We start from the raw sequence: 13,169 nt of genomic DNA, 5'->3' as shown, positions 1-13,169 counted from the left end.
CAAGCACTTACCGGATCAGTTCAGCACAACATAGTAGGAAATTGGTTCGTTAAATATTGTTACCATTGAAAATGGGATGCCCATCGTCACATGCAACATGACGTGTGGAACATCCCCTTTTTGAATTACTAGAGCTTTAACTAACCTCTCTACTTCACTTCATCCTGCTCTGGCAAAATCAAGCTCTCGGCCCCGCCCATATAGGGCCGCAGGGCTGCCGGAATGCGAATGCTTCCATCCTCCTGCTGATGATTCTCAAGCAAAGGAATCAGGATACGCGGTGATGCCACCGCCGTATTATTCAGCGTATGACAATAGGCCAACTTGCCTTCGGCATCCAAGCAACGAATATTCGAACGGCGCGCCTGAAAATCATGCAGATTCGACGACGAATGCGTTTCTCCATATGCACCGCGGCTTGGCATCCAGGTCTCGATGTCATACTGTTTGTACGTTTTCTGCGACATATCTCCGGTACATACAGCGACAACACGATACGGCAGTTCCAGTAATTGCAGCAATTCTTCGGCGTGTCCAGTAATCTCTTGCAGCATGCGCTCCGATTCTTCCGCATCAGGGGCACAGAGAATGACCTGCTCAACTTTGGCAAATTGGTGCACACGGTATAATCCGCGTACATCCCGTCCGCCAGAGCCAACTTCACTGCGGAAACACGTCGATACCGCGGCCAGCTTCACAGGCTCTTGAACATCAACAATCTCATCGGCATAATACGAGACCAGCGGCACTTCAGAAGTTCCCACCAGCCACTTGTTCTCCCCTTCGAGTTCATAGACCTGATCTCGACCGGTTGGGAAGAATCCGGTGTTCACCAGCGCATCCTCCCTGACCATCAGCGGTACTTCCATTGGTGTAAACCCATGCTTCAGCAACAAATCCAACGCAAGTTGCTGTACTGCTCGATGTAATAACAGGCCAGCCCCTTTTAATACATAACTTCGTGTACCGCCAATCTTAACTCCACGGGGAATATCTATCAGATCATGCAACTCCCCAAGTTCCACGTGATCTTTGGTGTTATACTCGAACGTTGGCACCTCTCCCACACGTCGCAGCTCTACATTGTCTGCGTCCGACGTACCTTTTGGGGTATCCGGGGATACGATATTGGGTACCAGCCATTGCAGCTTGGTTACTTCCTCCTGCACAGGGGCGAGCCTCGCTTCCACCTGTTCCAACTGTTCATTGATCTGTTTCACCTGAGCCCGCAAACCCTCGGCCTGTTCCCGATTCCCGGCTTGCATGAGTCTGCCAATATCAGCAGATAACGTATTGCGCAACCTGCGACCTTCTTCCGATTCCTGCAAAAGTGTCCTGCGTTCCTCATCCCGCTCTAACAATGTGCGAATGTTGATCTTGATTTTTTTCCCGTCTGCTGCGGCCTGAACCTCTTCTGCATGTGCACGAATCCACTTCATTTCTAACATGGTCACCGTCTCCTTTGGCTGTAAAAATACAAAGAGCGCCCTCATCCCTTGGGACGAGGAGCGCTCTGCTCGCGGTGCCACCCAACTTGCTGAATCAGGATATCCTGCTTCCAGCCTCTTGGTCCGCGATAACGGGCGGTTCCGGTTAACTTGGGGAAATATCGCTCCCCTGGCGAAAACGCCTCCGAGTTGGATGCTCTTCAACGGCATGGTCCGATCTGTAATTGTTGGTCTCAGTATATACGAACGCCGGACCAGATTGCAACCTTCTGTATCGATCAGGAATTCATGGCACAACTTAACATGTCCTGTTATGATAGACTTTGTCTTCAAGATTGCGCTTTATTGTGATCCTCAATTTATGTATATAAGTAGAAGGGGTTCTTTATGAAAAAATTACTTTGGATCGGATGTCTGTCCTATTTCCTGATTGGACTTGCCCACGTTGTGCTCGGTTCCATTCTACCGGTTGCACTTGAACATTACGGCAAAGATTATAGCCAAGGCGGAACGCTGATCTTTGCCCAATTTGCCGGATTCCTGGGTGGTGTATTGTTATCTCCATGGCTGAACAGACGCTTTGGTAAACGGGGAGGCCTGTTAATCGCCACAGCACTACTCTGTATTGCAGAATTTTCCTATATGCTGTTGCCACCATGGGGCTGGATGTTCGTCATTGCACCCGCTGCCGGCTTTGGATTCGGAATGGTTGAAGCTGTTATTGGCACCATTATCATCGCTGCAATCAAAGACAATACAGCCGTTGCCATGAGTCGACTGGAAGTGTTATTCGGGATCGGAGCGATGGTCATGCCGCTCATTGCCAGCGGTCTGATTGCTGCCGGATACTGGCGTCTCTCCTTTCTCGTTGTTGCGATCTGCGCAGCGCTGACCTTTGTTTTCTGGGCAAAAGGATCATTCGGTGAACTCGATAAGTTTCTAGAGCGACAGAGTTCAAATCAAGCTCCCGTAAATACGCACTCTGCTGGGACAGCGGGTGAGATGCATCCCGCATCTGCAAGTACATCCAGTCCAACCTATCGTGGCCGTAACAGGACTCTTCTGGTATTATTCGTCCTATTCTTCTTCCTATATGTTGGCACAGAGATGAGTCTTGCGAACTTCATGCCAGCGATTCTGATTGAGAAAATGAACATGAAGGAAGCCGGAGCAGCCCTTAGTGTCACCTGTTTCTGGATTGCCATGTCCGTGGGACGGCTCTTCGCCGGGTATATCGCAGAGAAATTCCAATACCGCGTATATGTCCTGTACAGTTGTCTTGCATCTGTTCTCTTGTTAATGATATTTCCATTCACAAACCAAATCTGGTCTGCATTTCTCATCATCTTACTGCTTGGACTTGCGATGTCAGGGATATTCTCCATTGCCCTTGTCTTTGCCAGTAAACTGCTGCCCGGAACAGAAGAATCCACACCCAGCATTTTGATTGCCTCAGGTGGGGTTGGCGGTGCCATTCTGCCTTTGACTACGGGATGGAGTCTTGATCATCTGGCGGTTAATCAGTCTGCATGGATGCTTGCGATCTTTGCAGTTGGCCTGTTTGTCATTAGCGTAATCACGTATCAATGGCAGAACAAACATATAGTGAATTCTGCGACTTAACAGTTCTGTGTTGGTCTAGTCCTGAGGATTAGAAATACCTATTAAAGATATTGAAATGTCTACTGTCATGACCTGACAGTGGGCATTTTTTTGTAGCGTTACTCTGTTCTAATGAACCTAACACACGCTATTCCCATCCATTTCCGCATGTTTGAAATCTAACGAATCCTAGAGACGTTATTATAGATAATTAACTTCAATTAAATGCCTCGTTGGAGGTTTTTTGCATAATAACGCCGCTGAGATTCGTTAGATTTTTCATTCCTTAAAAACTGGCCTAATAAGGCGTTCTCGATTCGTTAGCGCTGTTATCATGGTGGCAAGTGTCCTATCTTTGCCTCTCTGATCACCTTTCATTAAAGGTGAGAATACGATCTATTCATTTGCACAAGATTGCCCAGGAAATACTTTGGGTCTGGGTGAATCACACACTTTTGTTAACGACAGGCATTACGGGCCCGTTATCCTTGATGAATTTACCGAATACATATCGCACGAGTGGTCCCAGAATGATTAACTGATATGGAAGCGCCAGGCTGAAGTTGCGAGCGATCGTCTGAAGATAGGTACGGAATATGGAACCCCCACTTAATTGGTCTGCAAGATACGCTGAAATCATTCCATACATGGACATGATCAGAACCATGCCAATCACCATGAAAAATGACATGACGAGCACACCCAAAATCTTGTTGGACTTGTCAAAGGGCAAGGAGAATGCAATCTTTCTCGCCACAGGGCCAACAATGAAAGACTCCACCAGAAACGCGATGACAAAACATAGTATGAATTGAAGCAGTATCTCAAGCGGGGACATCTTGCCGAGTAACCCACTGTGCCATAGATTGAAGAACATCATGACCAAGACCATTCCTATACACATCATTAATCCGAAAATAATTTGTTCCTTCTTGCTGGTTGGCAATTCTCTCATCCTCTCTGTTTACCTTCGTAATTATAGAGATGAGGAAACCCTCCACATAAGTGAACATTCTGTGAACAATTGTGATTTTTCCAATTTAAAACTATATTTGACAACCCCGTGGTATAGCCCTATGATATCCCTTAAAATGGTAGAAAATTTCACTATATAAGGAGGTTTTTGATTGTGAGTTTTCAAAAACGCATTGACCATATCGGTATTGCCGTGCGTGATCTGGAGACCACACTCCGTTTCTATACGGAGATTGTTGGTCTTGAATTGAAAGACCGGGTAACCCATACTAACGGCGTCATTCAGCTCGCCTTTCTTGGCTTCAATGGAAGTAACGAGACTGAGATTGAGTTAATTCAAGGGTACAGCGACAAGCTGCCTTCCGAAGGAACCGTGCACCATTTTGCCATCCACGTGGATGATCTTGATTCTGAGTACAAACGCATCCAAGCCACCGAAGCCGAATTTATCGATGGAGAGATCATCACACTGCCTAACGATTACCGTTATTTCTTCATCTATGGACCTGAAAAGGAATGGATTGAGTTCTTCCAGCGCTAAGAAATGGAGCTGATTTTATGAACATTTTAATTACCGGCGCAGCCGGAAAAATTGGACGTGACTTGTCCCAACACTTGTCAGAGACATTTCACCTGCGACTAACGGATTTAAATATCGACAGACTGCATACGTATCAAGGGACCGGCCATGAGATCATGACACTGGATGTGACAGATCCTGAAGCCTGTCAGCATGCTTGCGAAGGCATGGATGTGGTTGTACATCTGGCGGGAGATCCTTCACCGAATGCCGGATTTTATGAATCGTTGTTGGACATCAATATCAAAGGTACATTTAATGTATTCCGTGCAGCCAAGGACCAAGGTGTACGAAGAGTCATTCTGGCAAGCAGTGCACAGACGATCGAGGGGTATCCCATTGATGCTCAGGTCTATCCGGACATGCCGACACGCCCACGGAATTTGTACGGGGTTAGCAAATGTTTTGGAGAATCGCTCGCTTCCTATTTTGCGTATACCGAAGGTTTACAAAGTGTTGCGATACGTATAGGTGCATATGATGATTTTCAACCGGACGGACCAGTTCTGGAGGCAAGGGATATGAGCGCGTATATTAGTCCGTCTGACTTGTGTGATTTGATGTTCAAAGCAATTACAACTACAGATCTGGAACCCTTCACCATACTGCATGGGATCTCGAATAATCGGTTTAAACGATTAAATCTGGAAACCACTCAGAGACAGGTAGGTTATGACCCCAAATCCGATGCTTTTGCACTCAGCCAGATTTCCTTATATGATTCGCCACGATAATTATTGAAAATAACACATCTAAACAGGCTGTTATACATATGTATAATGGCCTGTTTGATAAGTTCATACATGTCCCTATCCAGTTCCTGACTGGACACGTTCCACCGGCTGGCCTATAATTACACCTAGTAATGCCCGTAACTTCATAGTTTCCCAGGGGAGTCGGAATTGGCCGGCTGAGAGTGTATCCCACCAAGATACTAACCCTTAGACCTGATCTGGATCATGCCAGCGTAGGAATCGGAGTATATCGAAATGGCACAGCCCTATGGCTGAACGCCACCTCTCTAACGCCTGCACGCGTCCCGGATTACGGGGCGCTTTTTTTGTTACTATCAGAAAGTATAAGTTTGGAAGCATCACCTTTCTGATATTGCAAGAAAAACTGCCGCTAAACGCGGTCTGGCTTCCTTGAATGACATCGATGGACGTTTACTTACGCTCAAAAATAACGTCATCCGGATCTCAACTGGTATAAATCTGTCGATTTATGCAAGATGATTGGATATGAAGCCAAGGAGTACCCCGTGCCAATCGGCCGGACATACCGAAGGAGAGAACCACAGATGAAATGGCGTAAAACGATGGGATTGTTGCTCTTATGCGTGCTTATGGTGACTGTAGCCGCATGTGGTGGCAAAGAAGCTGCCCCAGCTGGGCAGAACGGCAACACAAATACGGAAAGCAGCAACGAAGGTGACACTGCCGCCCTGAAAGATATTAAAGTGGTGCTCGACTGGACACCGAATACGAATCATACAGGCCTGTATACAGCTGTAGATCAAGGTTTTTATAAGGCCGAAGGCTTGAACGTGGAGATTGTACAACCAGGTGCCGGTGGCGCAGATACAATGGTTGCCTCGAATGAAGTGCCTTTTGGCGTAAGTTATCAGGAGAGTGTAACTCAAGCCCGCACACAGGGTGTTCCATTGGTCTCCATCGCAGCAGTTATTCAGCATAATACCTCCGGGTTCGCTGCTCCGGCGGATCGGAATATCAAGTCACCGAAAGATTTTGAAGGTAAAACCTATGGCGGTTGGGGTTCCCCAGTCGAAGAAGCCGTGATGCAATCCATTATGGAAGGCGACGGAGCAGATGTATCCAAAGTGAAAAACATTAACATGGGTGACGCTGACTTTTTCACCGCAGTGAAACGGGACATTGATTTCGCGTGGATTTTCTACGCCTGGACAGGTATTGAAGCCGAACTGCGCGGGGAACCAATCGACATGTTATATGTGAAGGATTATTCAGATGCATTGGATTACTACACGCCTGTCCTCGTAACAAACGAGCAGACGATCCAAAACGACCCTGAGTTGGTGAAAGCATTCCTGAAGGCCACTTCAGAAGGGTATCAATATGCGATTGATCATCCCGAAGACGCAGCGAACATTCTGATTAAGGCCGTACCGGATCTGGATAAAGACCTCGTACTGGCAAGCCAGAAATGGCTTAGTCCAAAGTACACAGATGACGCCCCGCGCTGGGGTGAGCAAAAACAGGAAGTGTGGCAGAACTATACCGACTGGATGTTTAGCAAAAAACTGCTGGATGAACAGATCGATGTGAGCAAAGCATATACAAACGAGTTTTTACCCCAATAAAAATTGCTTAAGTTTAACTTTTTTACACAAGAACGAAGAGTGCAGAACCCATCTGAAGAAGCGAAGCGCTCACCTAAAAGCTTTCTGAAAGAAAGCTCCTTCGGAAGCATATGCTATCCCCGGATTTCCTCCATTAGAACTCATTAAAGAAATCCGGGGATAACAGTGATCGGAAGAGGGTACTGCAATCGGAGTGATAAGTGTAAACCTGGTTCAATTCATGTAATTTATCACGAAAGGAGCCGTGATCTCTCATGGCAAGCACACTACTTAGCATTCAGGTTATTCCGAAAACGCCAAATGGCGAGAACTCTTATCCTTATGTAGATCGCGCCATTGAAGTTATTCAGCAATCCGGCCTGAAATATCAGGTGAACGCGCTCGACACCACAATGGAGGGGGAACTGGAGGAACTGCTGGAAGTTGTACGTAAAATGCACGAGGTACTTGTGGAGGCTGGCAGCCCAAGCATCATCTCCCAGATCAAAATCGCCCATAGCCCTACTGGCTTCAGCATGGATACCCTGACGGAGAAGTATCGCTAATGCCTGCCTATTTCAAAAGTGTATGGCCGCCCATTGTGGCGGTTATTCTCTTTATAGCGATATGGCAGGGAGCCGTCTCCCTCTTCCATATTGAGAAATGGATGCTGCCTGCACCATCCGACATCGCCCGCGAAGCGGCAACCCAGGCCGAACGACTTGGTATGCACGCTTCCGCAACCATTCAGTTAACGCTGATTGGATTCGCCGCTGGAACAGCGGTTGGATTACTGATTGCGATGGTGCTGCATTTGGTCCCTTTTCTCAAGTCAGCCCTGTATCCTTTACTTATTCTTAGTCAAAATATCCCAACCATTGCGCTCGCACCGCTCCTGTTAATCTGGTTTGGATTCGGGCTGTTGCCCAAGCTAATTACCATCATCCTCGTCTGTTTCTTCCCCGTTGCAGTGGCGGCCATGGACGGATTGACCCGTACAGATGCAGCGATGATGAACTATATGCGCATGGCTGGTGCGAAACGTCATCAGATCTTCTGGAAGCTGGAGCTTCCCCATGCGCTGCCATCCGTGTTCTCCGGTGTCAAAATCGCCGCTACCTATAGCGTGATGGGCGCCATCATCGCCGAATGGATTGGTGCAGACAAGGGTATTGGTTATTATATGATGCTGCAAAAGTCGGCTTATCGTACGGACCGCCTATTCGTGGCGATAATGATTATTGTCGCGCTCAGCTTGCTGCTCTTCCTGTTCATTGCCCTACTGGAGAAGCTTCTCGTGCGCTGGCGGCCACAGAAGCGGTAATAAAGCAAGTAATCTGTATATTAGGAAGTGATGACCATATGAATCGGCAACAGGATGAACAAGTCCAGCCTGGACGAGGAGCAAGTGTAATGGAGCCAACGCACGGTGAAAAGGTTAACTCCGCTACGCCTGATCGATCTGCCAATACGACTCCTGCTCCGGTTCCACCTGCACTGGAAGTCGTTGATGTTCATGCATCATTCCGTGAACGGCGGAGCAGGTTACCGGTTCTGAACGGCCTATCCCTGACTGTGGAGCAAGGCGAGTTTGTCGCTATCGTTGGTCCATCCGGCTGTGGCAAAAGTACCCTGTTCCATATCATCGGCGGTCTGCTGAAGCCACAGGAAGGCCAAGTGCTTATGAACGGTCAGAATGTAACGGGACAGCGTGGCAAGATTAGTTATATGCCGCAACAGCCCGCCCTTTTCCCGTGGCGTACCATTGAAGATAATGTACTACTTGCTGGTGAAGTAGCTTCAAGCGCTCCACATCGGGCCGAAGCACTTGCAGAGGCTCGAAAGTGGTTAAGCAGCGTGGGTCTTGCCGGGTTCGAGCAGGCCTATCCTCATATGCTGTCGGGCGGAATGCAGCAGCGTGCTGCATTTCTGCGTGCCCTGCTCAGTCCGCAGGAACTCATGCTTCTGGACGAACCTTTCAGCGCGCTGGATGCACTGACACGTAGCGACATGCAGCGCTGGCTGCTCGATATCTGGGAACAGAACCGCCGCTCGGTGCTGTTCATCACCCACAATATCGAAGAAGCATTGCTACTTGCAGATCGGGTCTATGTGTTATCCAACCGACCTGCAACGGTGTTGCACGAGGTACATGTTCCTTTTGACCGCCCAAGACGAGAAGAAATTACGGAGGAATCCGCTTTTCTGGAGCGTAAACGGCAGATTGCACAGTGGATGAGAGAAGAACAGCAGAAAGCCCGCCTATCTTGATAGCGCGGGTTTTTAAGTTATTATTTTCCTTTAATGGGTGATCCACCACAAGAAATTCTGCGTAACATAGTTAGAATATAAATGAACACAAGGAGGAATTCCCTCGTGCATTCTCAAGCTTTTGCACCATTAATTGATGCTCATATTCACTTCGATCAGTATACCCCTGACGAACAACGAGAGATGCTGTTATCTTTCCCGTCTCAGCAGGTCGAAGCAGTCATTGCTGTGTCCATGAATCTCGCTTCTGCCCGGGTCAATCTGGAGCTTGCAAAACAACATCCACGTAACATCTATCCGGCCTTCGGTTTCCATCCGGAACAGGAACTGCCGTCCGTTGCAGAACTAGACCTGTTCTTCCAATGGATCGAGAAGCATATTGGACAAGCTACAGCAATAGGAGAAGTCGGGCTCCCCTATTACAATCGTCTGGAAGCGGAGCAGGCAGGGCAGCGCTTCGATCAGAGCGGGTACATTGAACTGCTTGAACGTTTCATCCAACTTGCCAAAAAGTACAACAAACCACTTGTCCTTCATGCGGTATACGAAGATGCGGATATCGTCTGTGATCTACTGGAGCAAAATCAGTTCCGACGCGCCCATTTCCACTGGTTCAAAGGTTCTCACCAAACCGTAAGGCGCATAGCGGACAACGGCTATTTCATCTCCTTCACGCCGGATATTCGGTATGAAGAAGAGATTCGTGAACTCGCCCGGCAATATCCATCGGAACAAGTGATGGCCGAGACCGACGGACCTTGGCCCTTCGAAGGACCATTTCAGGGACGAATGACACACCCTGCCATGACCAGACAGGTCATCCAGGCTTGGAGTGAAATCACTGGCATGGGAACCGAGCGGACCGCCCGCCTCTTTTATCAGAACACAAAGCGTTTCTATGGCTTAACTTGATTACAATCAGGTAACAGCAAGTGCTCTCGCTTGCCCTGCCAACACAGCACTTTACAACAAAGCACAAAGAAGTCAGTCGGTTTCGCTCCGACTGACTTCTAATTTACTATATAACTTAACGCTTCAAGAATCCTTTGCCTTCCAGGAAAGGTCTCACCTGTAACCTTGTCGGCTCAGTCAGGCGCTTCGCCATTAGTTCGGACCATGGAGTTGTTCTTTCACCGTTAGTCCGTTCTTTCATGTACGCCGTCGTTGTCTCATCATACTGCTCAACACCTTTGATGCTCTGCTCGGCATTATAACGATTATGATGCAGGACTGCATCCAGTGGCAGACGCGGGCGAATTCCCGTTTCCTGATCTGCAACGCCAATACACATGCCATACACCGGATATACCCCTTCCGGCAATTCCAACAGCTCAGCAACTTCCTCAATCCGGGTACGAAGCCCGCCAATATATACGATTCCGAACCCTAGTGACTCCGCTGCAAGAGCGGCGTTCTGGGAAGCCAGAGCAGCATCAATCGTGGCTACCATGAAATTCTCGGTTGAATCGGCATACGATTCCTTTTCAGGAAGATGACGTTTCGCAGCATCACTCAGCCGATACAGATCAGCACACCATACAAGAAACACCGGACATTCATTGACATAGGCCTGGTTGCCTGCCAATTCAGCCAGCTTGGCTTTTTGCTCTAAGTCAGTCACAGCAATTACGGTATATGCTTGCACACTACTTGAAGAGGAAGCCATCTGTCCAGCCGCTACGATGGCTGCAAGCTGCTCTTCACTTACCGGGTCTGGCTTGAATTTGCGTACAGAGCGGTGTTTCATCATCAACTCAATGGTTTCATTCATGGTGGTTCACTCCCAATCCTCGTAGTACGAACTCAATTGTCTGCTCAGCAAGCTCGTCTGTATTCATATCCTGATAATCAAAGCCAAATCGTGAATTCTTGGCCCTTTTGTGCGCCAAAGCCACGCCCATAACCTGAAGCATTGCATAAGATACGGACTCGACCTGGAACAATCCCTGGTCTTTTCCTTCTTGCAGCAGGTCCCTCACTCGGGTCCATACAGGGTCTAGAAAACGAAATACGGTAGCTGTACGATGTGTCCGCAGTGTAATTTCAAGCTGCACAATATCGCTCATCTCCCGATCCGTCATCGTGAACTTCACAACTTCACCAATAATTCGGCGGATACCTTCCACAGGCGAGGACATCGACTCTTCCGCCAGCGCGTTCATCATATGCCCCGGGAAGAAATGCTCAAATAATGCTTCGAACACTTTTTCTTTGCCGCCAAAATGATAAGACACCAGCGACACATTGGCACCTGCCTCATCACATATTTGACGAACACTCGTCCCGTCATACCCTTGCTGTGCAAAAAGCTTCTTGGCTGCAAGCAATATCCTCGTTTTGATATCCAACTCCGGTTCCGTCATTCCGTCCCGCTCCCTCTTGTCCGTTCATCTCATTCGCTCCAGCTCAAGGACTGCAGCCAGCGATTCATCTGTCTATTATATTACACCAAGCACCCCGATGAAAATCATCGGGGTGCTTGTCCTATCCTATGATGCAATGGTATGCATCTGCTGTATTAGTTGTTTGCTTGAGCAGGACTTGGAGCCATAGCTGGCATGCGTTGTTTTTTCAACAGCGTCACGACCAGTGACAACGCAACGGCAACCAACAGTACAATCACGATAGAGCCCGCAGCAGACTGAACTCCTGGGCCTCCCAACTGCACGCTCAGAATACCCTGAACGGCGTATGTTGCAGGCAGGTACTGCCCAATGCCGCTATAGAAGCTGTTCAGCAATTCACGCGGTACCATTGCACCGGAAGATACCAGTTGCAAGGACAGTGAGATGATGTTGAACAGACTTCCTGCTGGTCCGAAGCAGATCAGGAAGAACTGGGAGAAGAACATGAACGTGCACAGGAAGAGCGCCTGGAACAACCAGAATGCAACGAATCCTTGTGCAATCTGTCCTCCCAGTGCCACGATCAACGATGATCCCAGCAAGGAAACGACCAATGCAGAACCCACGTTAATGACTACTCTCGCGCCAAACAAAGTCAAGCGGGAATAGGTAGATGACAGCATACCCATGGCTGTCTGGAGGTTCATCCCCATGATCATGGCACCTACATAGGAAGCCAGTACCATCATCATCGGCACCATCTGATTATTCATCCCGTTAACCGGGTTGATGGACGTTGTCGTTCCTTCCACTCGGGTAGTCAGGTTTGTAGCGGCTTCAGCAGCCTGATCGGCAGGTGCACCTGAAGCGGTCAATACCGTCTGTACCCCTTGTGCTGTAGCTTGTTTGTTAATCGTGTTTGTCACACTTTGTGATACACCTTGCATCATGCTTTTAATCGTAACCGGGTTCGCTTCATTAATGGTGTATTTAATCTCGGCGGTTGAGCCAGCCGTCTGAAGCAATTCGTTAAACCCAGCCGGGATATCCAGCACCATGTGTACTTGGTGATGATTCAGCTGATCCAACGCTTCAGCCGCGCTTAGATTGGATACGGTATGGAAAGGCAGTGTTCCTGCGAGCGAGTCTGCAATTCCTTTGGACATTTCGCCGTCCTCATTCACAATCGCAACCGTCAATTCTTTCGTACGGTCATTTACTCCAGAATATGCGGTCATCCAGATCACGCTAAAGATCACTTGAAACATAAGTGCTGTTACGATCCCTACAATCACTGGCGGTTTTTTAAACAATGTACGTAAAGCCTGTAACATAAAAGGTGTCCTCCATTACTCAAATAGTTCTAATTTGATTTAAACAGTTGTTTGAATCAAACGATCGTTTAAATTTTATGTGAATATGTCCATATTGTCAACTCATTTTTGAAAAATTCAGAAAACGTAAGCTTTATTCATGAATAAAATCGATCCATTTTCACAAAAGGGCATTATGCTATCTTTTCTTCGTAGAAAAGAACATCTAATACCAACGATTCAGGCTTACTTTCTGGCGACTCAACTGTATTTTTCTCAACAAAAAACACGGTCCGCCGCAGCGAACCGCGTATT

Annotated in this window: 13 protein-coding genes and 1 riboswitch; of the genes, 8 read left to right on the top strand and 5 right to left on the bottom strand. The window is 47.9% G+C overall.

The features are described from left to right. Positions 1–149: 149 nt before the first annotated feature. The gene (gene serS, locus BS614_RS05860; RefSeq protein ID WP_074093234.1) at positions 150–1,448 is read right to left on the bottom strand and encodes a serine--tRNA ligase; all 1,299 of its coding nucleotides are present in this window, start codon (positions 1,446–1,448) and stop codon (positions 150–152) included. Positions 1,449–1,835: 387 nt separating this feature from the next. Here serS and BS614_RS05855 point away from each other — a divergent pair, with 387 nt between their 5' ends. Continuing rightward, positions 1,836–3,071, top strand: coding sequence for an MFS transporter (locus BS614_RS05855; protein WP_074093233.1), 1,236 nt, complete (start codon positions 1,836–1,838; stop codon positions 3,069–3,071). 424 nt (positions 3,072–3,495) lie between these two features. Here BS614_RS05855 and BS614_RS05850 read toward each other — a convergent pair whose 3' ends face one another. Next, positions 3,496–4,005, bottom strand: a complete 510-nt coding sequence (locus tag BS614_RS05850) for a DUF2798 domain-containing protein (protein WP_342351886.1) — start codon at positions 4,003–4,005, stop codon at positions 3,496–3,498. A gap of 174 nt (positions 4,006–4,179) precedes the next feature. Between BS614_RS05850 and BS614_RS05845 the strand changes: the two genes are divergently transcribed. The 7 genes from BS614_RS05845 to BS614_RS05815 all read left to right on the top strand — a co-directional run bounded on the left by BS614_RS05845 (position 4,180) and on the right by BS614_RS05815 (position 10,108). Further along, entirely contained in the window at positions 4,180–4,566 is a 387-nt protein-coding gene (locus tag BS614_RS05845; RefSeq protein ID WP_074093231.1) for a VOC family protein, read from the top strand. A gap of 17 nt (positions 4,567–4,583) precedes the next feature. After that, on the top strand, positions 4,584–5,339 hold the full coding sequence (locus BS614_RS05840) for an NAD-dependent epimerase/dehydratase family protein (RefSeq protein ID WP_074093230.1): 756 nt from the start codon (positions 4,584–4,586) through the stop codon (positions 5,337–5,339). Between the two features lie 145 nt (positions 5,340–5,484). Further along, positions 5,485–5,597: riboswitch (TPP riboswitch) on the top strand. A gap of 308 nt (positions 5,598–5,905) precedes the next feature. Beyond that, positions 5,906–6,946 (top strand): ABC transporter substrate-binding protein, encoded by a 1,041-nt coding sequence (locus BS614_RS05835; RefSeq protein WP_074093229.1) that lies wholly within the window; start codon positions 5,906–5,908, stop codon positions 6,944–6,946. Between the two features lie 254 nt (positions 6,947–7,200). Continuing rightward, a complete protein-coding gene (locus BS614_RS05830) occupies positions 7,201–7,491 on the top strand; it encodes a thiamine-binding protein (RefSeq protein ID WP_017690996.1) in 291 nt (96 codons plus the stop codon). After that, complete coding sequence (locus BS614_RS05825) at positions 7,491–8,249, top strand: ABC transporter permease (protein ID WP_036616724.1); 759 nt, start codon at positions 7,491–7,493, stop codon at positions 8,247–8,249. Before BS614_RS05830 ends, BS614_RS05825 begins: the two co-directional genes overlap by 1 nt. Positions 8,250–8,287: 38 nt before the next feature. Beyond that, positions 8,288–9,196, top strand: coding sequence for an ABC transporter ATP-binding protein (locus BS614_RS05820; protein ID WP_074093228.1), 909 nt, complete (start codon positions 8,288–8,290; stop codon positions 9,194–9,196). 81 nt (positions 9,197–9,277) lie between these two features. Beyond that, positions 9,278–10,108, top strand: coding sequence for a TatD family hydrolase (locus BS614_RS05815; protein ID WP_074093227.1), 831 nt, complete (start codon positions 9,278–9,280; stop codon positions 10,106–10,108). A gap of 115 nt (positions 10,109–10,223) precedes the next feature. On the opposite strand, the gene nfsA is transcribed toward BS614_RS05815, so the two are convergent. The 3 genes from nfsA to BS614_RS05800 form a co-directional block, all read right to left on the bottom strand. After that, the gene (gene nfsA, locus BS614_RS05810; RefSeq protein WP_074093226.1) at positions 10,224–10,967 is read right to left on the bottom strand and encodes an oxygen-insensitive NADPH nitroreductase; all 744 of its coding nucleotides are present in this window, start codon (positions 10,965–10,967) and stop codon (positions 10,224–10,226) included. Continuing rightward, entirely contained in the window at positions 10,960–11,559 is a 600-nt protein-coding gene (locus BS614_RS05805) for a TetR family transcriptional regulator (RefSeq protein WP_074093225.1), read from the bottom strand. Before BS614_RS05805 ends, nfsA begins: the two co-directional genes overlap by 8 nt. Before the next feature lie 155 nt (positions 11,560–11,714). Then, on the bottom strand, positions 11,715–12,875 hold the full coding sequence (locus BS614_RS05800) for a YhgE/Pip domain-containing protein (RefSeq protein ID WP_074093224.1): 1,161 nt from the start codon (positions 12,873–12,875) through the stop codon (positions 11,715–11,717). Positions 12,876–13,169: the final 294 nt, after the last annotated feature.

Source organism: Paenibacillus xylanexedens (genome assembly GCF_001908275.1).
GTDB classification, from domain to species: domain Bacteria; phylum Bacillota; class Bacilli; order Paenibacillales; family Paenibacillaceae; genus Paenibacillus; species Paenibacillus xylanexedens_A.
The sequence above is the reverse complement of the archived record's forward strand: the minus strand, read 5'-3'. Positions and strand labels throughout refer to the sequence as shown.